The sequence below is a fragment of the Agromyces sp. GXQ0307 genome, assembly GCF_044769845.1.
In the GTDB taxonomy this organism is placed as follows: Bacteria; Actinomycetota; Actinomycetes; order Actinomycetales; family Microbacteriaceae; genus Agromyces.
In genome coordinates this window covers 202,212-222,695 of record NZ_JBIZVY010000001.1, presented here as the reverse complement: position 1 = coordinate 222,695, position 20,484 = coordinate 202,212, and the positions used below count along the sequence as shown (strand labels likewise).

Sequence of the window (20,484 nt, the reverse complement as noted above, 5' to 3'; positions counted from 1 at the left end):
ATCGACGAGATCTCCGTGAACCGGATGGCGCGGTGCTCTGCTCGAGGCATGACGGATGCCGCAGCGACGAGCCTCGGTGCGATGCCACCGATCCACCTTCCGCCACTGCCGCCGGAGCCGACGCGCGCCCCGTTCCCCTGGATCGCCACCACGGCGCCGGTCGCCGGAGCCGTGGTGATCTGGGCGGTGACCGGATCGATGGTCTCGCTCGCCTTCGCCGCGCTCGCTCCGCTCGTCGCGGTCGCGGCCGTCCTCGACGCACGGAGGTCCGCCCGTCGGGCGCGTCGCGCACAGGTCGTCGCCCGTGAGGAGGTCATCGGTCGGCTCCGATCGGAGGTCGCCCGGCGCCACGACGTGGAGCGCGCGGACGCCTGGCGCCGCACACCGCCGGTTCGCTCGCTGGCGGATCGCGGCGCTCCGGCCTGGTCGCGCCGTCCGCCGGAGACGGTGGTGATCGGGTCGGGCCGGGTCGCGAGCCGGGTGTCGATCGACGGCGCCTCGGCAGACGACCCCGATGCGCTCCGTCTGGTCGCCGATGCGGCGCTGCTCGCCGATGCGCCCGTGCGAGTGCGGCTCGCCGGCGGAATCGGCGTCGTCGGATACCCGACGCTCGCGCGCGCGGCGGCGCGTGCCGCGATCCTGCAGGTCGCGGACGCCACCGACCCGGGGGAGTGCCGACTCGTCGCCCCGTCGCGGTCCTGGGGGTGGGTCGGGCGGCTTCCGCACCGTGCCTCCGCGCCGGGCGTCGCCGTGATCCGCGTCGTCGATGCCGACGCCGATGCCGATGCCGATGCGGTCCCGACCGACCCCCGCGTCGGCGAGGTCGACGTCATCGCCGTGGCGTCGGTCGCCGCGTTGCTCCCGCCGGGGCTGCAGACCGTGATCGAGGTGGCCTCGCCCCGGCACGCGGTCGTGCACGTCGCCGGGGCGGCTCCCCTCGGGGTGATGCCGGAACTCGTCTCCGAAGCCGAGGCGACGAACGCCGCAGAGCGGCTCGCGCGCATCGCCGCGCGCGCCGGCATCGCATCGGACCGGGCGGTCCTCCCGCCATCCGTCGACCTGGCCGGACTGCTGGCGCCCGCCGATGCGACGACGGACCGCTCGAGCCTCGCGGCGACGATCGGCCTCGCCGCCGACGCGCCCGTCGAGATCGACCTCGTCGACGGTCCGCACGCACTCGTCGCCGGGACATCGGGCAGCGGGAAGAGCGAACTGCTCGTCGCGTGGATCACGGCCATGGCGGCACGCTACGGCCCGGACCGGGTGGCCTTCCTCCTGGTCGACTTCAAGGGCGGTGCCGCCTTCGAGCCGGTGCGCGGACTCCCGCACGTGGCGGGCCTCGTCACCGACCTCGACGAGGTCGAGGCGGCACGCGCGGTCGAGAGCATCCGGGCGGAGCTGCGTCATCGCGAGCGCGTGCTCGCATCGGCGGGAGTCCGGAGCATCGCCGAGCTGCCGGGCGAGGTGACGCTCCCACGACTGGTGGTGGTCGTCGACGAATTCCAGGCGATGATCGAGCGCTTCGGCGAACTGGGGGCGGTGGTGGCGGATGCCGCGGCGCGCGGTCGATCACTCGGAGTGCACCTCGTGCTCGCCGCGCAGCGTCCCAACGGGGTCGTGCGGGAGCAGGTCAGTGCGAACTGCGGGATCCGGGTCTCGCTGCGGGTGCTCGAACGAGCGGACAGCGTCGCGGTGGTCGGCGTGGATCGCGCTGCGCACCTCGACGCGGCTCGACCGGGTCGCGGGCTGGTCGATCGCGGCGACGGCCGCGTCGTCGAGTTCCAGTCCGCGCTGGCGGAGCCCGAGGCGATCGCCGTCGCCGCCGCACGGCATGCGCGCGCTGCGCCGCCGCGGCGACCCTGGCTCGACCCGTTGCCGACGCGCATCGGGCTCGATGAGATCGGCGCGGTACTCGACGCAGGTGCGATCGGACCATCTCCCGAGGAGCCGTCGGAGTCGGATCGACGCCTGCTCCTCGGCGTCGTCGACGAGCCCGAGCTCCAGCGCCGGAGCGCCGTGACCTGGAGGCCGGAGGTCGACGGCGCGCTGGTGGTGGTCGGCGCACCGGGGTCCGGGCGGACCGCGCTCCTCGACGCGATCGCGGCCCAGGTCGCGCGCCGCCACGGCGCCGATGCGGTGCAGTGGCTGGAGGGCCCGCGGAGCGCGGTGTGGGATGCGCTCGCCGCGCTCCGGGAGCAGACCGCGTGGCCTCGACCGGGTGGGGGCGCGCCGTCCGCGCGTCTCCTCGTGGTCGACGACGTCGACCTGCGGTTCACTGGATGGCCCGAGGAGCATCGCCTCGCCGCGCTCGATGCGCTCGGAGAGCTCATGCGGGCGAGCCGTGCCGGGGGACCGGCGATGGTCCTCTCGGCGGGACGCACCGGCGCCCTCGGCCAGGGCGTCCGCGACGCCGCGCCCGTCCACGCCCTCCTCCGGCACGCGAGTCGCGCGGACCTGGTCCACGCCGGCGGAGACGGTCGCCTGCACCGGTCCGACGCACCTCCGGGTGCCGGCCAGTGGCGCGGACGCACCGCGCAGTTCCTGCACGCCGATCGCCCGATCGCCATCGCCGAGCGCACGGAGGCGGCTCCGTTGCGGTTCGATCCGGCCCGGCCGGTCGCCATCGCATCGGCGCGTCCGGGTCCCGACGCGGACGCCCTCGAACGGATCGTCCCGGGAGCGCGGGTCATCCGCCTCGTCGACGGCGCGGAGGCCGTGCGGCGCGCGCAGGCGGAGGTCGACGGGGTCGGCGTCGGCGACGCGCGCGTGATCATCGTCGGCGACGCCGACGCCTGGGCGGCGAGCTGGAGCCTGGCGGCCGCGGCTCGCGCACGGGCGGACCTCGTCGTGCACGGAGGCGGACCGGAACTGCGTGCGCTGGCCCGCGATGCGGGCCTGCCCCCGCTGCTCGACACCGATCGAGACCAATGCTGGCGCGTACGGTCCGATCGGACGATGGAACGCGCGGCATGGCCACCGCATGACGACGGATTCCATCCGTCGGAACGCGGGTCCGGTACTGATTCCGTGCGTCTTGTTCGCAGAAATTAACGATTCGGACATCATCTGCTGAATTCGGCCACGCAGTGTGTCAGTATCTTCGCACCCCTGCACGCGCATGCATGTCGATTGGAGACCTCGTGAGCAGCCGTCCCCTTCCCCAGGACCCCATCGTCCGCGCCTTGGTGGCGCAGGCCCGGCAGGCGCAGTTGACGCGTCGAGGGCTTCTCGCCGGTGCGGGCGCCGGCGCGTCCGCGCTCGCGCTCGCCGCCTGCTCGACCGGCGGCGGCCAGGCCAGGCCCACCGCGGCGGCGGACACGTCCGACACCGACAAGACGCTCAACTGGGCCAACTGGGCCGCCTACATCGACGAGGACGACGACGGCAACTACCCCACGCTCGTCGCCTTCGAGGAGGAGACCGGCATCTCGGTCAACTACGAGGTCGCCGTCGACGACAACAACACCTACTACGGCAAGGTCAAGGACCAGCTCGCGCTCGGCCAGGACATCGGCGCCGACACCGTGTGCCTCACCGACTGGATGGTGTCGCGCTGGATCCGCCTGGGGTACACGCAGGAACTCGACCACGGCAACATCCCGAACATCGCCAACCTCGCTCCGGCGCTCGCGAACCCGAGCTTCGACGAGGGCCGGAAGCACTCGCTCCCGTGGCAGGGCGGCTTCGCCGGCATCTGCTGGAACACCGAGAAGATGCCCGGCGGGCTCGAGACCGTCGAAGACCTGTGGAAGTCCGAGCTGAAGGGCCGCGTCGGCGTGCTCTCCGAGATGCGCGACACGATGGGGCTCATCATGCTCCAGAACGGCGTCGACATCTCGAGCCCCGACTGGGGCGACGCGGAGTTCGACGCCGCCATCGAGATCCTCGACGAGCAGGTGGCGAACGGCCAGATCCGCAACATCAAGGGCAACTCCTACCTCGAGGACCTGAAGAGCGAGGACACGCTCGCGGCCATCTGCTGGTCGGGCGACATCACCGTCCTCAACGCCGAAGCCGGCGACAAGTGGCAGTTCGCGATCCCCACCGCGGGCGGCACGCTGTGGAACGACAACTTCCTGATCCCCATCGGCTCGCCTCGCAAGACGAACGCCGAGACGCTGATCAACTACTACTACGAGCCCGAGGTCGCGGCCGAGGTGGCCGCGTGGGTGAACTACATCACCCCCGTGGTCGGCGCGCAGGAGGCCGCGGTCGCGATCGACCCCGAGCTCGCCGAGAACCAGCTCATCTTCCCCGACGAGGAGACGCTCTCGAACGCGTTCATCTTCCGCGCCCTCTCCGGCGCCGAGGAGCAGAAGTACCAGACGCAGTTCCAGCAGATCCTCCTGGGTTCGTGATGTCGATCCGAGAGTTCGCAGAGAGCGGCGCCGACCTCGAGCTGGTCGGCATCCAGAAGCGGTTCCCCGGTTTCACGGCGATCGAGGAACTCGACCTCACCATCCCGGCCGGGTCGTTCTTCGCATTGCTCGGTCCGTCGGGCTGCGGCAAGACGACCACCCTGCGGCTCGTCGCCGGCCTCGAGGAGCCGACGGCGGGGCGCATCCTCATCGGCGGTACCGACGTCACGGACACGAAGGCGCACCAGCGCCCCGTGAACACGGTGTTCCAGAGCTACGCGCTCTTCCCGCACATGTCGATCATCGACAACGTCGCGTTCGGGCTGAAGCGCCGCCGCATCGGCGACGCCGAGGCGAAGGCCCACGAGGCGCTGAAGCTCGTCGAGCTCGACCACCTCGCGCAGCGGCGCCCGGCGCAGCTCTCGGGCGGACAGCAGCAGCGCGTCGCGCTCGCACGCGCGATCGTGAACCGACCCGCCCTGCTCCTGCTCGACGAACCGCTCGGGGCGCTCGACCTGAAGCTGCGTCGCCAGATGCAGCTCGAGTTGAAGACGATCCAGGAGGAGGTCGGCCTGACCTTCCTCCACGTCACGCACGACCAGGAGGAGGCCATGACCATGGCCGACACGGTCGCGGTCATGAACAAGGGTGCGATCGAGCAGATGGGCGCACCCGAGGAGCTCTACGAGCTGCCGCGGACCGCGTTCGTCGCGAACTTCCTCGGCAAGTCGAACCTCTTCACCGGCGACGTCGTCGGCACGACCGACGCCGCCATGACGGTCGACGCCGGCGGTCACCGGATCACGGTCCCGACCGCACGGTCGCAGCGCCATCAGGGGCTCGTCACGGTCGGCGTCCGCCCCGAGAAGGTCACGCTCCACGCCGATCAGCCCGACGAGGTCACCGGTCGCAACCTGCTCGGCCCCGGCCGGGTCATCGACGTCTCGTTCGCCGGTGTGAGCACGGAGTACATCGTCGCGGTCCCGGGCGTCGGCACGATCTCGGTGTTCGCACAGAACATGACCTTCGGACCGGTCGCACACGAGGGCTCGGAGGTCTGGCTGAGCTGGGACGTCGAGCACGGCTTCGGCCTGTCCGACGAGCCCGACGAGTCGTCGAGGTTCCCGGCCGACGCCGACACGCAGTCCATCGCGGTCCAGCGCCGGGAGGCGCTCATCACGGAGCTCGAGGGCAGCTGAGCCATGGCCTTCGCAGCATTCGCGACGACGGAGGCGCAGCCCCAGGCGACGCGGAGGAAGAGCCCCATCGCGCTCTTCCTCCTGTTGCCGGGCATCCTCTACCTCGTCCTGTTCTTCCTGACCCCGCTCATCTCGCTGATCCTGACCTCGCTGCAGGCACCCAGCGAGTTCGGCGACATCGGCGTGTACGACTACGCGTTCAACTGGCAGAACTACGTCACCGTCATCCAGGACTACTGGCCGCACATCCTCCGATCGTTCGGCTACGCCCTTCTCGCGACGGTGTTCGCGCTCCTGTTCAGCTATCCGATCGCGTACTTCATCGGCGTCAAGGCGCGGCGTCGGCCGCTCCTGCAGAGCCTGCTGCTCGTGCTGGTGATCGCGCCGTTCTTCATCAGCTTCCTGCTCCGCACCCTCGCGTGGAAGCAGATCCTGTCCGACGAGTCGCTGATCATCACGTCGCTGAAGGCGATCGGGCTGCTCGGCCCCGACGCGTACTTCGCCGGCACCCCGTTCGCGGTGGTCTTCGGCCTGACGTACAACTTCATCCCCTTCATGACCCTGCCGCTCTACACGACGCTCGAGCGGCTCGACACGCGCTACCTCGAGGCCGGCAGTGACCTCTACGCGAACTCCTTCACGGTGTTCCGCAAGGTGACGATCCCGCTCTCGATGCCCGGCATCGTCGCGGGAACGCTGCTGACCTTCATTCCGGCGGCCGGTGACTACGTCAACGCGAGCAGGGACTTCCTCGGAGGTCCGGACACGCAGATGATGGGCAACGTGATCGAGGCGAACTTCCTCGTACTGCTGAACTACCCGGCGGCGGCGGCGCTCTCGATCATCCTGATGGCGGCGATCCTCGTGCTCGTCGGCGTGTACGTGAAGCGATCCGGAACGGAGGACCTGCTGTGAGCGGCGAAGTCCAGGCGGCCGCCGTCCTCGGCGGCCTCACCGAGAGCGAGGAGCTCGAAGATCGTCGCGGGCCGCAGCGGCCGCGACGGCGGAGGATCGGGCTCGGCGACTGGCTCCTGCCCGTCTACGTCGTCCTCGCGTTCATCTTCCTGCTGATCCCGATCGCCTACACCTTCGTGTTCTCGTTCAACGACTCGCTGAAGTCGAACATCGCCTGGCGCGGGTTCACCTTCGACAAGTGGCTGAACGTGTGCAACGTCGAGGGCGGGGCCGTGTGCGAGGCGTTCGGCAACAGCATCGTCATCGGCCTGGTGTCGACGGTGGTCGCGACGACGCTCGGCACGATGATCGCGATCGCGCTCGTCCGCTACCGCTTCCGGGCACGCTCGTCGATCAGCCTCCTGCTGTTCCTGCCGATGGCGACGCCCGAGGTGGTGCTCGGTGCGGGCCTCGCGGCGCAGTTCCTCGCCGTCGGCGTGCCGAAGGACATGCTGACGATCATCCTGGCGCACACGATGTTCTGCATCAGCTTCGTCGTGGTGACGGTCAAGGCCCGCGTGGCGAGCCTCGACCCGGCCCTCGAGGAGGCCGGACGAGACCTCTACGGCTCGCCACGCGAGGTGTTCTGGCGGATCACGTTCCCGCTGCTCACGCCCGGCATCATGGCCGCTGCGCTGCTGTCGTTCGCCCTGAGCTTCGACGACTTCATCATCACGAACTTCAACTCCGGTTCGGTGACGACGTTCCCGAAGTACATCTACATCTCGGCCTCGCGCGGCATCCCGGCCGAGGCGAACGTGATCGCGTCCGCGGTGTTCCTCGTCGCGCTCGCGATCGTGGTCATCGCCCAGGTGTCGCGTGCCGCTCGCGCCAAGCGGCTCGCCGCCCAGATGGGCTGACCGCGCTCACGTACGAGAGCGGCCGCGACCCCGACGGGTCGCGGCCGCTCCGTTCGTCGCGGTGCCGTTCCGCGACCGAGGCGATGTGATGTCCAGGGACACCTAGACCGTGGCGCGGATGCGGCCGACGACGCGGCCTCCGCCGAGCACGTCGAGGCCGAGCTCGGGCTCGAGCGAGTCCACGACGGAGGCCTCGAGCGCTCCCGCCCCCACGAGCAGCCGTGCGGCGACGATGGCGGAGGCTCTCGGCGAACCGTCGAGCATCTTGAGCGCGACCGTCGTGCCGTCGGCCGCGGTCATGACCTGCACACCCTCGGCGCCGAACTTCGAGAACACCCCGAGCCGGTCGATCGCGACGCTGTCGGGTCGCCCTGGGCCGGCGATCGCCCAGCCGTTCGCGCGCACGCCCTCGGTGAGCGCGGCGCCCTCGCGGAAGAGGGCGAAGGGGGACGACGGCGACGAGGACGCGATCTTCTGGATGCCGCGCGCGAGCGCAGTGAGCCCGACCGCGTGGACCGGTGCGCCGCATCCGTCGATGACCGTCGCCGCCGGTCGTTCGCCGGTGAGACGCTCGAACACATCGAGGATCCGCTTCTGGAGCGGATGGTCGACGTCGAGGTAGTCCTCGGTCGACCAGCCGTTGGCGTGGCATGCAAGGAGCATCGCCGCGTGCTTGCCCGAGCAGTTCATGGTGACGGACTCGGGACGCATGCCGCCGCGCACGAGTTCGTCTCGGGACGCGCGGTCGGTCGGGTACTCGGCCGGGCATCGCAGGGCGGAGCCGGGCAGCCCGGCGCGTGCGAGCAGGCCGCGCACCAACGCGACGTGCTGTGCGGTCCCGCTGTGGCTCGCCGTCGCGATCGCCGCATCCTCACCGCGGAGCGTCACGCCGGAGGTCATCACCGCGAGCGCCTGGAACGGCTTCATGCTGGAGCGGGGGAGCACCGGCGCGCTCGTGTCGCCGAGTTCGCGCACGACGTCGCCGTCGGGCCCGAGAACGACGGCGGAGCCGACGTGACGCGATTCCACGAAGCCGCCGCGTTCGACGACGGCGAGCTGTGCGGCGGCCGACGCCGCGAAGGTCTCGCCCACGATTCAGGCGAGGGACGCGAAGGCGTCGTCGAGCACGCCGAGCGCATCCTCGATGAGTGCGTCGGTCATCTGCAGGCTCGGGAGGAACCGCAGCACGTTGCCCCACGTTCCGGCGCTCAGGAAGAGGACGCCCTGCTGCGCGGCGTACGCGACGATCGCCGACACCGCCGACGCGTTCGGCGTCTTCGTGGTTCCGGCGCTGCCGGATTCGACGAGCTCGATCGCGATCATCGCTCCGCGGCCGCGGATGTCGCCGATGATGTCGTACTTCTCGCGCAGGCGCTCGAGCCCGGCGGTGAGGCTCGCCTCGATGCGGCGCGCCTCGGCGAGGAGGCCCTCCTCCTCGATGGTCTCGAAGACGGCGATGGCGGCCGCACAGGCGACGGGGTTCCCGCCGAACGTGCCGCCGAGGCCGCCGGGGTGCGAGGCGTCCATGATCTCGGCCCGGCCGGTGACGGCCGCGAGCGGGAAGCCGGCCGCGATGCCCTTGGCCGTGAGGACGAGGTCCGGAACCCAACCGAAGTGCTCGGACGCGTAGTACGCGCCAGTGCGCGCCATCCCGGACTGGATCTCGTCGGCGATCATGACGACGCCGTTCACGGTGCACCACTCCTGAAGCGCCGGGAGGTAGCCGTCGGCGTAGACCATGAAGCCGCCCTCGCCCTGGATGGGCTCGACCACGAGGCACGCGAGGTCGGACGCACCGACGACCTTGTCCAGGTAGGCGATCGTGCGAGCCGCCGCCTCCGCGCCGGTCAGGCCGTCGCGATAGGGGTACGAGCTCGGAGCGTGGTAGACGTCGCCGGCGAACGGGCCGAAGCCGGTCCCGTACGGCATCGCCTTGTAGTTCATGGCCATCGTGAGGTTCGTGCGGCCGTGGTACGCGTGGTCGAGCACGGCGACCGCGCGCCGACCGGTGTGCTTGCGCGCGATCTTCACGCCGTTCTCGACGGCCTCGGCACCGGAGTTGACGAGCACGGACTTCTTGGCGAAGTCGCCGGGCGTGTGCGCGGCGAGGAGTTCGGCCACGCGGACGTACTCCTCATAGGGCGTGATGGTGAAGAGCGTGTGCAGCACGTCGCGCGACTGCGCCGCAGCGGCGTCGACGACGCGGGCGGGCGTGTGGCCCACCGTGGTCACGCCGATGCCGGCGCCGAAGTCGAGGAACCGATTGCCGTCGACGTCTTCCAGGACGGCGCCGTGCGCACGCTCGATGTAGACGGGGAGCACGCTCGACACGCCCGCGGACACGACGGCGGTGCGGCGCGACTGGAGCTCCTGCGAGCGAGGGCCGGGAACAGCGGTGACGATCCGTCGTTCCTGCGGCACGGCGGCCGATTCGGCCGAATCGGCGGGCGTGGATTCGACGGGGATCCAGGTGTCAGTCATGATCGGACCAGCTTAACCCCGGTGCCGCCGCGCGACGTCGGCGGCCGGGTGCAGGATCGACGACGGCGGAACGTTCCGCGTGCGCCGCATGGGAGGGAGCGACATGCTCGGGGAGCACCACTACGCGATCGAGCTCGAGTGGCAGGGCGACCGCGGCGAGGGCACCTCGTCGTACCGCTCGTACGGGCGGCAGCACGTCGTGCGGTCGGACGCCAAGCTCCACGAGATCGCGGGATCGAGCGACCGCGCCTTCCACGGCGACCGTGATCGCTGGAATCCGGAGGAACTCGTGCTCGCCGCGCTCAGCGAGTGCCATATGCTCTCCTTCCTGCACGTCGCCGTGAACCACGGTGTCGTCGTCGTGGGCTACGAGGATGCCGCGACCGCGACGATGCGCGAGGACGGTCGTGGCGGCGGGCGGATGGAGGAGGCGGTCCTCCGTCCGCGGGTCACGGTCGCCGACGCCTCGATGCGCGAGCTCGCCGACTCGTTGCACCTCGAGGCGTCCGAGAAGTGCTTCATCGCGGCATCCGTCGCCTTCCCCGTCCGGCACGAGCCGACGACCCTCGTCCGCGGTAACTGAGGCCGTTCGCGATGGCGGCGGCGGCGAGCGCCGGCCCGCTGCGCGCGGCCGGACGCGGCCTGCCGGCTCAGGGCAGCGCAGTGGTCGGCGCGAGCCCGGACCCCGGCGGTGCGGGCGCCGGGCACGGGTAGCCGCCGACGAGGCGCGAGCACGGCGGGAAGTACGCCGGGAGCCGCTCCTCGTGCGGGTCGCCGAACCAGCGGTTCCAGATGCGCCAGAAGTTCAGGTTGCCGTAGGCGGAGCAGTCGTCTCCGCCGGACGGGTCGGCGAGCACCGCGCCGTTCGGCTGGTAGGGCGTGTAGTTGTAGAGGTTCGCCGTCGCCTGATTCCGGATCCGGACGGTCGAGGCGCCGCACGCCGCATCGGGATGGAATCCGACGTCGACGGCGCCGATGCGGAACTGCCGCACGGGTTCGACGGTGTACTGCCGGAACTGCCAGGCCGCGCGGTACACCTGGTTGAAGAACCCGAAGTACCGGGCGTCGCAGTCGGCGGTGTCGGGGCAGCCGTACCCCGTCGCGCGCTCGTAGCCGCGCGCGCTCGGGCGCGTGAGCAGCGACTGCTCCTTCTGCAGCAGGACGAGGAGCGTTCGCGGGCTGATCCCGCACGCGGCCGCGACGTCCGCGATGATGCGGCTCGCCGGCAGCGCTTCGCCGCCGGGAACGGCGGTGCAGTGACGGGGTCCGGCCGGAGGGACGACCTCGACGTCCTCGGTGTACTCCGCGAGGCACGGCACGTCGTCGACGGGCCGGCAGTCGCGCGACTCGAGGAACGCCTGGACATCGCGCACCGTCATCGCGCCGGAGTCGTAGAACGCGTCGTCGCTCACGATGAAGCCGGGGTCGAAACGGTCGGTCGAGGGGATGCGCCGGTCTGCCGAGGTCGGGTCGCGCTCGATGCCGGGGGTCGGCACGCAGCCGGCCAGCAGCAGGGCGACGGATGCCGCGAGTGCGGCGATCCACGCGCGGGAGCGAGTCCTCATCGGGCTGACGATACCGGTGCGGGCCGTTCCGTCGCTGGGAGACTCCACCGATGCCGGCGGGTCGCTGCGGCGGGGACGGCGCCCTCCTCTACACCCGCTCGCGCGGGGCGACGCGATCGGCGATCTTCGCCAGCGCCCCCTGGGGCGGCGCCTCGTTGTACGCGTTCGCGAGCTCCTGGCCTGTGAGGGCGTGGATCGCGGCCATGATCTCGTCGGTTGCGGCCCGCCGGGCGCGACCCGACGTCGCCGCACCGTGCCGGCTGAGGTCGAGGGGTGCGCCGAATCGCACGGTGACCGGGCGAACCCGCGGCAGCGATGCGCCGACGGGCTGGATCTCCTGCGTACCCACGAGGCCGACGGGCACGACGACCGCGCCGGTCGTGAGGGCCAGCCACGCGATGCCGGTCCGTCCGCGATAGAGGCGCCCGTCGAGGGAGCGCGTGCCCTCGGGATAGAGGGCGAACGCACTGCCGGAGTCGAGGATGCGGCGACCCTGGTCGAGCGCGGCCTGCGCCTGGGCCCCGGCGCCGCGTTCGACGCTCACGGCGCCGATGGCGGTGAAGAACGTCCGAGACAGCCAGCCCTTCAGGCCGGTGCCGGTGAAGTAGTGCGACTTCGCGAGGAACTGCACGGGTCGCGGCGCCGCGAGGGGGATCACGATGCTGTCGACGAATGACAGGTGGTTCGACGCCAGGATGACCGGGCCGGACCGGGGAACGTGCTCGGCGCCGGTGATCGTCGGGCGGTAGATCATGCGCACGAGGGGGCGGAGCACACCCCGGACGAGCCCGTAGACGGGCCCGGGCTTCGAGCGCGGGGCGGGGACGGCGTCGGCCTCGATCTCACTCACCCTCCGACGCTACGTCAGCCAGTATGCGGGGCCCGGCATATTGGTCGAGGTCGGCGGCGGGCCGGGCGTGCGCCATCATGGGCAGATGGACACCGCATCCACGGACGTCGTCGAGCTCGGCGAGTCGGGCGTCCGGGTGCTCGTCGCCGCAGGCGGTCGGCGCGGCGCCGGGGTCGATTCGGTGCTGCGGGCGCATCTCGCGTCGTCGGCCGGGGTGCCGGCCGACGACGTCGAACTCGACCACGCGTGCCCGGTGTGCGGCGTGCGGCACGGCAGCCCCGCGGTCCGATATCCCACGACGCCCTCGGGCGGGCCGTGGTTCGCCGACGCGGCGACGGGCGCCGGAGTGGTCGTCGCCGCGGTCGGCATGCGGCATCCGGTCGGGGTCGGCGTCGAGGCGGCGACCGACGGTGCGCCGATCCTGGACGCCGCGGCGCTGCACCCCGAGGAGCGGGAGCGGCTGGCCGAACTCGATGCGTCGGCCCGCGCGCTCGTGCGCGCGCAGTTGTGGGCGCGCAAGTCGGCGCTGCTCCGCGCGGTCGGCCACCTCGAGGTCGTCGAGCCGTCGCGGATCGCGGTGACGATGCCGGGCGACGATCACGGCGACGGCCGCATCTCGCGGAGCGTGCCCGAGCTGGGTTCGCGCTGGGAGGACGTGCGGATCGCGGATGTCGCCGTGCCGGGTCGCGTCGCGGCATCCGTCGCCCTGCTCCCGCGCCGCTGAGCGCGCGCGGCCTAGAGTGGCCGTGTGCGCAGCGTCATCATCCTCGGGTCCACCGGTTCCATCGGCACGCAGGCGCTCGACGTCATCCGCGCCAACCCGCGCCGCTTCGACGTGGTCGGCCTGGCTGTCGGGTCGAACCGCGCCGAGCTCGAGCGGCAGGCGGAGGAGTTCGGCGTCGAGCACACCGCGGTCGGCATCGACGAGGCCGTGCAGCTCGTACGGAGCGTCGACGCCGACGTCGTGCTGAACGGGATCACCGGATCGGTCGGCCTCGGGCCGACGCTCGCGACGCTCGAGCGCGGCATGACCCTCGCGCTGGCGAATAAGGAGTCGCTGATCGTCGGCGGCGACCTGGTGACGCGACTGGCCGAGCCGGGGCAGATCGTGCCGGTCGACTCGGAGCACTCCGCGATCGCGCAGGCGCTCCGCTCCGGCACGCACGACGAGGTCCGCCGGCTCGTGCTCACCGCGTCGGGCGGGCCGTTCCGCGGCCGTCGGCGCGAGGAGCTCGTCGACGTCACGCCGGCCGACGCACTCGCGCACCCCACCTGGGACATGGGGCTCGTCGTCACCACCAACTCCGCGACGCTCGTCAACAAGGGCCTCGAGGTGATCGAGGCGCACCTGCTCTTCGCCGTCGACTACGACCGCATCGAGGTGGTCGTGCACCCGCAGTCGATCGTGCACTCCATGGTCGAGTTCGTCGACGGCTCGACGATCGCCCAGGCGTCGCCGCCCGACATGCGCCTTCCCATCTCGCTCGGGCTCGACTGGCCGAATCGGGTCGCCGCGGCGGGCAAACCGCTCGACTGGACCGACGCCCAGCAGTGGACGTTCGAACCGCTCGACGACGCGGCGTTCCCGGCCGTGAGGCTCGCGAAGCAGGTCGGCCGTGCCGGCGGCGAGTACCCGGCGGTGTTCAACGCCGCGAACGAGCAGGCCGTGGCGGCGTTCCACGCGGGCCGCATCGGGTTCACCGAGATCGTCGACACGGTCAAGGCGGTCGTCGACGCGCACGAGTCGCCGTCGGGTGCGCTCACGGTCGACTCGCTCGCCGAGGCGGAGCGGGTCGCGCGGCGCGCGGCCGACCTCCGCATCGCGCGGGCGTGACGCGTCGCCGGTCCGCGGCATCCGCTCACAGTCGGCGGACAGCGTGCACCAAGGGATCGCCCCTACGATGACGGGGTGGAATCCGTGCTCCTGTTCGTGATCGGCGTCGCCATCATCGTCGTCGGCCTCGCCGTCTCGATCGGCCTGCACGAGATCGGGCACCTCGTGCCCGCGAAGCTGTTCGGCGTCAAGGTCACGCAGTACATGATCGGCTTCGGGCCGACGATCTGGTCGCGTCGGAAGGGCGAGACCGAGTACGGCGTCAAGGCGGTCCCGCTCGGCGGGTACATCGCGATGATCGGCATGTTCCCGCCCGGCAAGGACGGCCACGCGAAGGAGGACAGCACCGGCTTCTTCCGCTCGCTCGTGCAGGACGCGCGCGACTCGAGCGCGGAGTCCATCACGCCCGGCGACGAGCACCGCGCGTTCTACCGCCTGCCGGTCTGGAAGCGGATCATCGTCATGTTCGGCGGGCCGTTCATGAACCTCGTGCTCGCGATCGTGCTCTTCGCCGTGCTCCTCATGGGCTTCGGCATCGCGCAGCCCTCCACCACGATCGGCTCGGTCTCCGAGTGCGCGCTGCCCGCGACGAGCGAGCGGCAGACGTGCGAGCCGGGCGATCCGGCGGCACCGGGCGCCGAGGCCGGGATACGACCCGGCGACACGATCGTCGCCATCGAGGGCGAGCCCATCGACTCGTGGACGGAGTCCACCGCGATCATCCGCGAGCACCCCGGTGACGAGATCTCGGTCGTCGTGCTCCGCGACGGCGAGGAGGTCGCGCTCGCGGTGACGCCGCTCCTCAGCGAACGCTACGTCGTCGACGAGCAGGGTCGGGTGATCACCGGATCTGACGGCGAGCCGCTCACCGACGAGGTCGGGTTCGTGGGCATCGGCCCCGCGACCGAGACCGTGCGCCAGCCCGTCACGGCCGTGCTGCCGATGGTCGGCGAGAACGTGCAGGCCGTCGCCGGCATCATCGTCAACCTCCCGCAACGCCTGGTGGACGTCGCCAACGCCGCGTTCGGCCCGGAGGAGCGCGATCCCAACGGCCCGATCTCGGTCGTCGGCGTCGGGCGCGTCGCGGGCGAGATCGCGAGTCTCGACGAGGTTCCGATCGCCTCGCGCGCGGCGGGTCTCGTCGGCATCCTCGCCTCGCTCAACGTCGCCCTGTTCGTCTTCAACCTGATCCCGCTCCTCCCGCTCGACGGCGGCCACATCGCGGGTGCGCTCTGGGAGGCCATCCGCCGTGGCTGGGCGAAGCTGCGGAACCGACCCGACCCCGGTCCGGTCGACCTGGCGAAGCTCATGCCGCTCACGTTCGCGATGGTGATCATCCTCGGCGGCATGAGCGCGCTGCTCATCTACGCCGACATCGTGAAGCCCATCAGCGTGCTCTGAGCGGCGGCGTACTCCCGGGGGAGTACGCCGGGTCGCACCCCTCGGCCGATCCTGCCGATCCGGCCCGGCGATACGATCGGGAGATGCCCGCGCCGACCTGGGACGGCGTCGCCCCGTGGGGCGGACGACCCGAACGCTTCCGGCCGTCGCCCACGTTCGTGCTCCTCGCACCCGTGGTCGTCAGTGCGATCGCGCAGGTGCCTGCGGCCATCGCGATCGCGGCATGGATGCGGCTTCCCACGAGCCTCGAGGTGCTCCACGTCGGCCTCGCGGTCGCGGGCCCCCTCGCCCTCCTCGCCGCGCGCCGCGCACCCGGACCGACCGTCGCGGTGATCACGGCGCTCGCGCTCGCCGACCTGCTCACGCCGCCCGACGTCGGCCCGCCGTACGTCGCCCTGGCGTTCGCGATCATCCTCGCCGTCGCCCGCGGTGCGCTCGTCTGGGCGGTCGTCTCGGTCGTGGTCGGCTGGGTGGCCGCGATCGTGCTCGCGTCGAGCTTCGGCCCCACGTGGCATCCGATCCGCATCGCGGCGACGACGCTGCTGCTCGCCGTGTGCTTCGGCATCGGCACGTTCGTCCGCGTGCGCCGTGATCGCGCCGCCGCGTACCGGGCCGACGCGGCCCGCCGTCGGCAGACGGCCGAGGAACGCGAGCGCGTGCGGATCGCCCGAGAACTGCACGACGTGATCGGGCACGCGCTGTCGCAGATCAACGTGCAGGCGAGCGTCGGCCTGCACCTCATGGACCGCGATCCGGAGCAGGCGCGGGGCGCGCTGGAGAGCGTGAAGGCGACCTCGAAGACGGCCTTGGAGGAGGTTCGGAGCGTGCTCGGCGTCATCCGCGGCGACCGCACCGACGGCGGCGACGCGCCGCTGGCTCCGCTGGCCGAGCTCGCCGAGCTGCCTCGCCTCGTCGCAGGAGTCGAGGCACCCGGCTTCGAGGCGCGCCTGGTCGACCGCCTGGACGCGCCGCCCGGCCGGGCCGTGCAGTTCGCCGCCTACCGCATCGCGCAGGAGGCGCTCACGAACGTCGTGCGGCACGCCGAGGCGTCGTACGCGATCGTCGCCGTCGAACGGCTCGGCGACGACCTGCTCCTCACGGTCGACGACGACGGCGCGGGCGTGCAGGGCGCCGAGGAGGGCAGCGGCATCCTGGGCATGCGAGAGCGCGCAGCGCTGCTCGGGGGCGCTGTCGACGTCGAGCGTTCACCGCAGGGGGGCACACGCGTGACCGCGCGATTGCCGTGGGGGGCCGGCGCATGATCCGCGTTGCGCTCGCCGACGACCAGGTGCTGGTCCGTGCGGGATTCCGTGCCCTGCTCGAGGCCGAACCCGACCTCGCGGTCGTGGGCGAGGCATCCACCGGCGAGGAACTGCTCGCGCTGGTCCGGTCCGAACCGGTCGACGTGGTGCTCATGGACATCCGGATGCCGGGCGGCGACGGCCTCTGGGCCACGGAGCAGATCGCCGCCGATCCAGCGCTCGCGGCCGTCCGGGTGGTGGTCGTCACGACGTTCGAGCTCGACGAGTACGTCGCGCGCGCGGTCCGAGCCGGCGCGAGCGGGTTCCTGGTCAAGGACACCGAGCCCGTCGACCTCATCCGGGCGGTCCGCGTGGTCGCGGGCGGCGAGGCGCTGCTCTCGCCCGGGGTGACGCGGCGGCTGCTCGAGCGGATGGCGGTGGGCCTCAAGGAGGCCCCCGACGTCGGCGCCCTCGCGGTACTCACCGAACGCGAGCGGGAGGTGCTGAGGCTCGTCGGGCAGGGGCTCACGAACGAGGAGATCGCGGAACGCCTGGTGCTCAGCCCGCTGACCGCCAAGACGCACGTCTCGCGGATCATGTCGAAGTTGCAGGCCCGTGACCGCGTGCAGCTCGTCGTGGTCGCCTACGAATCGGGGCTCGTCGCGCCCGGATGGCACTAGCCGCCGGTTCGGTCGGGCCGTGCTCCCGTCGGAGTACTCCGAGTGCCGCCCGCGGGCGGATGTGCGGGCGGCGCGTCACGGCGAGGCTGTGGTCGACGGCTCGATCCGGGGCCGCACGATCAAGGAGTCCCGATATGCTCACCACCCTCGCCGCAGCATCCGCGGTCGCCCACGCCGGCCCGTGGGGCGCCGGATTCGGATGGGCGTTCCTGTTCGTCCCGATCCTCTGGATCCTCGTGATCGGGCTCGTCGTGTTCCTCGTCACGCGCCGCCGGCGCACCTGGGGCGGTGCGGACGGCCCGCCGTGGGCGCGCGGCGCGTCCGCGGAGTCGACGCTCGCCGAGCGATTCGCGCAGGGGGACATCGACGAGACCGAGTACCGCGCGCGCCTCGAGGTGCTGCGCGCGAACCGGCCGAACGGCTGAGCCCCGTGCGAATCGGATGCCGCGAGGCTCGTGCCCCGCGGCATCCGTCACCGTCGCCGTTCGGAGGTCAGGCCAGGGCGCGCGAGAGCGCGGCGGCCTGGTGCCGGTGGCCGATCGTCTCGTAGCCGACGATCACGACGATCGGCGAGAGCGACGTGATCACGATGCCCGTGCCGATGCTCGCGCCGGCGGCGACGGCCATGACCGCGCCGACGAGCGGCAGCAGGCCGCCCATGAAGAGCAGGATGTGGAACGGGTCGAACTCCTGCAGCAGGGCCGTGTAGATCGCGAACAGCGCCGTCGAGAACACGGCGACCGGGATCACGACGGTCAGGAGCGCCACCGTGTCGTCGATGTGCGCGGTGCCCTCGATGACGTAGGCGGCGACGTGGAGGCCTGCGCCGGTCGCGGCCAGCGAGCCGAAGATCACGAGGTGGCCGTAGCCCCAGCGGAAGCCGCGTTCGCGATGCCTCGCGAGCACCGCCGCCGAGGGCATCGTGAAGTAGACCCACCAGAGCCCGAACGCGAGCATCGTGCCGCCGACGGTGACGAGCACCGCCTCGACGTCCCATCCCTGCTCCTCGACGACGGCGCTGATCGCGAGGATGGTGCCGAGCACGATCTCGCCGAGCGTGATGATGACGAGCAGGCCGTACCGCTCGGCGACGTGGTGCGGATGCCACGGCGTGCCGCCCTCGACGCGCTCGGCGATCATCGGGCCGGCCATCTCGAACGCGACGAGCACCCCCCACACGACGAAGGTCGTCGGCAGCGGCGGGTTCACGAGCAGCAGGAGGATCCAGCCGACCTGCGCGGTCGAGACCAGCACGACGTAGGTCAGCGCGGTCCGGCGCCTCGGCGGGTCGTGCCGCGCCGCGCGGAGCCAGAGCGCGACGACCGCGACGCGCATGATCACGTACCCGATGACGACCACGCCGTTCTCGAGCTCGCCGCCCTCGTCGATCGAGTGGAACGCCTGCGGCAGGCCGAGGGCGAGGACGATGACGCCGATCATCACGACCATGGTCGCGACGCGGAAGAACACGTCGTCGTTGTCGTAGGCCGACGCGAGCCAGGTGAAGTTGATCCAGGCCCAGGCGATGGCGAACACCGCGAACACGAAGCCCGCGGTCGCCGCGGCGAAGTGGCCGAGCTCGAGCAGGTGCGCGGTCTGGGTTCCGGCTGCGCTGAACGCCGCGACGAAGACGAGGTCGAAGAACAGCTCGAGCGGCGTCGCCGTGCGGTGCGCCTCGTCGGGGTCGCGGCCCGTCATCCGACGCAGCCGGTGGTCGAGGCGGGCAGAGGCGGATGGCGCGTGGTCGCCGTCGTCCGTGGTCGTCTCGCTCATCGCGTCCCCTCGTCGGCGGGCCGTCGCCCGCGTCGTGCTGACATTCTGCATCAGCATCGACGCGCGGTGCGGCCCTCCGCCGACGGGGGATCAGCGCGAGAGCAGCAGGGCTTCGCCCTGGCCGCCGCCGCCGCACAGCGCGACGGCCGCCTTGCCCTCGCCGCGCTGCGCGAGTTCGCGGGCGGCGTGCAGCGCGAGGCGGGCGCCGGAGGCGCCGATCGGGTGGCCCAGCGCGATCGCGCCGCCGTGGATGTTGACCTTCTCGGGGTCGAGCGAGAGGTCCTTCATCGACTGCAGCGACACGGCCGCGAACGCCTCGTTGATCTCGACGAGGTCGAGGTCGCCCGCCGCCCAGCCCTCGCGGTCGAGGGCCGCGGCGATCGCGTTGGAGGGCTGCGAGTGCAGCGAGTTGTCGGGCCCCGCGACCTGGCCGGATGCGCCGACGAGGGCCAGCCACGGCAGGCCGCGCTCCTCGGCCCACGAGCGGCTCGCGACGACGACCGCCGCGGCGCCGTCGGAGATCGGCGAGGAGTTGCCCGCCGTGATCGCGCCACCCTCGGCGAAGGCCGGACGGAGCTTCGCGAGGGTCTCGGGCGTCGAGTCGGGACGCACGCCCTCGTCGGTCGAGACGACGACGGGGTCGCCCTTGCGCTGCGGGATCTCGACCGGCACGATCTCGTCGTCGAACAGCCCCTCGGCCTGCGCCTTGCCGGCGCGCACGTGCGAGGCGGCCGCGATCTCGTCCTGTTCGGGGCGGCCGAGGCCGTAGCGCTCGTTGAAGCGCTCGGTCGAGGCGCCCATCGACTCGTGGTCGAACGCGTCGGTGAGGCCGTCGTTGGCGGTCGTGTCGAGGAGCTCGACCGAGCCGTAGAGGTGTCCCTTCCGCGATCCGGGGAGGACGTGCGGCGCGTTGGTCATCGACTCCTGGCCGCCGGCGACGACGACCTCGGCCTCGCCCAGGCGGATGAGGCGCGCCGCGTCGGCGATCGCGACCAGTCCGGACAGGCAGACCTTGTTGAGCGTGATCGCGGGGACGCGCCACGGGATGCCGGCGGCGACCGCGGACTGCTTCGCGGGGTTCTGGCCGGCCCCGGCCTGCAGCACCTGGCCCATGATCACGGCGTCGACGTCGTCGGGGGAGACCCCGGCCTTCTCGAGCGCGCCGCGGATGGCGACGGTGCCGAGCTCGACGGCGGTCCGGCTGCCGAGGTTGCCGGCGATGCGGCCGAACGGCGTGCGGGCGCCGGCGACGATGACGACGTCGGGGAAGCTCATGACGGTGGGACTC

18 protein-coding genes are annotated in these 20,484 nt (G+C 71.8%); 12 read left to right on the top strand and 6 right to left on the bottom strand.

All coding sequences use genetic code 11. The features are described 5' to 3' along the window. Positions 1–48: 48 nt before the first annotated feature. The 5 genes from ACIQH8_RS01065 (at position 49) to ACIQH8_RS01045 (ending at position 7,371) form a co-directional block, all read left to right on the top strand. Complete coding sequence (locus ACIQH8_RS01065; protein WP_400993712.1) at positions 49–3,051, top strand: FtsK/SpoIIIE domain-containing protein; 3,003 nt, start codon at positions 49–51, stop codon at positions 3,049–3,051. Positions 3,052–3,140: 89 nt separating this feature from the next. After that, positions 3,141–4,358: a PotD/PotF family extracellular solute-binding protein gene (locus tag ACIQH8_RS01060; protein WP_400993709.1), complete on the top strand. Its 1,218-nt coding sequence runs from the start codon at positions 3,141–3,143 to the stop codon at positions 4,356–4,358. Beyond that, on the top strand, positions 4,358–5,557 hold the full coding sequence (locus ACIQH8_RS01055) for an ABC transporter ATP-binding protein (RefSeq protein WP_400995666.1): 1,200 nt from the start codon (positions 4,358–4,360) through the stop codon (positions 5,555–5,557). The genes ACIQH8_RS01060 and ACIQH8_RS01055 overlap by 1 nt, the downstream gene beginning before the upstream one ends. Positions 5,558–5,560: 3 nt before the next feature. Next, positions 5,561–6,472 (top strand): ABC transporter permease, encoded by a 912-nt coding sequence (locus tag ACIQH8_RS01050; protein WP_400993706.1) that lies wholly within the window; start codon positions 5,561–5,563, stop codon positions 6,470–6,472. A 95-nt stretch (positions 6,473–6,567) separates the two neighbouring features. Then, positions 6,568–7,371: an ABC transporter permease subunit gene (locus ACIQH8_RS01045; protein WP_353815603.1), complete on the top strand. Its 804-nt coding sequence runs from the start codon at positions 6,568–6,570 to the stop codon at positions 7,369–7,371. Positions 7,372–7,473: 102 nt separating this feature from the next. On the opposite strand, the gene ACIQH8_RS01040 is transcribed toward ACIQH8_RS01045, so the two are convergent. Both ACIQH8_RS01040 and gabT read right to left on the bottom strand, forming a co-directional pair. Continuing rightward, a complete protein-coding gene (locus tag ACIQH8_RS01040; RefSeq protein ID WP_400993704.1) occupies positions 7,474–8,463 on the bottom strand; it encodes an asparaginase in 990 nt (329 codons plus the stop codon). 3 nt (positions 8,464–8,466) lie between these two features. Further along, complete coding sequence (gene gabT, locus ACIQH8_RS01035; protein ID WP_400993702.1) at positions 8,467–9,852, bottom strand: 4-aminobutyrate--2-oxoglutarate transaminase; 1,386 nt, start codon at positions 9,850–9,852, stop codon at positions 8,467–8,469. Positions 9,853–9,955: 103 nt separating this feature from the next. Between gabT and ACIQH8_RS01030 the strand changes: the two genes are divergently transcribed. Further along, complete coding sequence (locus ACIQH8_RS01030; protein ID WP_400993699.1) at positions 9,956–10,435, top strand: OsmC family protein; 480 nt, start codon at positions 9,956–9,958, stop codon at positions 10,433–10,435. 67 nt (positions 10,436–10,502) lie between these two features. Here the strand turns inward: ACIQH8_RS01030 and ACIQH8_RS01025 are convergent, their stop codons facing one another. Both ACIQH8_RS01025 and ACIQH8_RS01020 read right to left on the bottom strand, forming a co-directional pair. Next, positions 10,503–11,417, bottom strand: a complete 915-nt coding sequence (locus ACIQH8_RS01025) for a hypothetical protein (RefSeq protein ID WP_400993697.1) — start codon at positions 11,415–11,417, stop codon at positions 10,503–10,505. 88 nt (positions 11,418–11,505) lie between these two features. Next, on the bottom strand, positions 11,506–12,267 hold the full coding sequence (locus ACIQH8_RS01020) for a lysophospholipid acyltransferase family protein (RefSeq protein ID WP_400993694.1): 762 nt from the start codon (positions 12,265–12,267) through the stop codon (positions 11,506–11,508). Positions 12,268–12,352: 85 nt separating this feature from the next. On the opposite strand from ACIQH8_RS01020, the gene ACIQH8_RS01015 reads away from it, so the two are divergent. The 6 genes from ACIQH8_RS01015 to ACIQH8_RS00990 all read left to right on the top strand — a co-directional run bounded on the left by ACIQH8_RS01015 (position 12,353) and on the right by ACIQH8_RS00990 (position 17,848). Continuing rightward, entirely contained in the window at positions 12,353–12,991 is a 639-nt protein-coding gene (locus tag ACIQH8_RS01015) for a hypothetical protein (RefSeq protein ID WP_400993692.1), read from the top strand. Between the two features lie 24 nt (positions 12,992–13,015). After that, on the top strand, positions 13,016–14,101 hold the full coding sequence (dxr, locus tag ACIQH8_RS01010) for a 1-deoxy-D-xylulose-5-phosphate reductoisomerase (protein ID WP_400993689.1): 1,086 nt from the start codon (positions 13,016–13,018) through the stop codon (positions 14,099–14,101). A 75-nt stretch (positions 14,102–14,176) separates the two neighbouring features. After that, positions 14,177–15,502: a M50 family metallopeptidase gene (locus tag ACIQH8_RS01005; RefSeq protein WP_400993687.1), complete on the top strand. Its 1,326-nt coding sequence runs from the start codon at positions 14,177–14,179 to the stop codon at positions 15,500–15,502. A gap of 83 nt (positions 15,503–15,585) precedes the next feature. Continuing rightward, positions 15,586–16,764 (top strand): sensor histidine kinase, encoded by a 1,179-nt coding sequence (locus tag ACIQH8_RS01000; RefSeq protein WP_400993685.1) that lies wholly within the window; start codon positions 15,586–15,588, stop codon positions 16,762–16,764. Continuing rightward, complete coding sequence (locus tag ACIQH8_RS00995) at positions 16,761–17,423, top strand: response regulator (protein ID WP_400993683.1); 663 nt, start codon at positions 16,761–16,763, stop codon at positions 17,421–17,423. The genes ACIQH8_RS01000 and ACIQH8_RS00995 overlap by 4 nt, the downstream gene beginning before the upstream one ends. Before the next feature lie 134 nt (positions 17,424–17,557). Next, on the top strand, positions 17,558–17,848 hold the full coding sequence (locus ACIQH8_RS00990) for an SHOCT domain-containing protein (protein WP_400993681.1): 291 nt from the start codon (positions 17,558–17,560) through the stop codon (positions 17,846–17,848). Between the two features lie 67 nt (positions 17,849–17,915). Here the strand turns inward: ACIQH8_RS00990 and ACIQH8_RS00985 are convergent, their stop codons facing one another. Both ACIQH8_RS00985 and ACIQH8_RS00980 read right to left on the bottom strand, forming a co-directional pair. Continuing rightward, positions 17,916–19,196 carry a low temperature requirement protein A gene (locus ACIQH8_RS00985; RefSeq protein WP_400993678.1) on the bottom strand — a complete coding sequence of 427 codons (1,281 nt, stop codon included), beginning with the start codon at positions 19,194–19,196 and terminating at the stop codon, positions 17,916–17,918. 90 nt (positions 19,197–19,286) lie between these two features. Further along, complete coding sequence (locus ACIQH8_RS00980) at positions 19,287–20,471, bottom strand: acetyl-CoA C-acetyltransferase (RefSeq protein ID WP_400993676.1); 1,185 nt, start codon at positions 20,469–20,471, stop codon at positions 19,287–19,289. Positions 20,472–20,484: the final 13 nt, after the last annotated feature.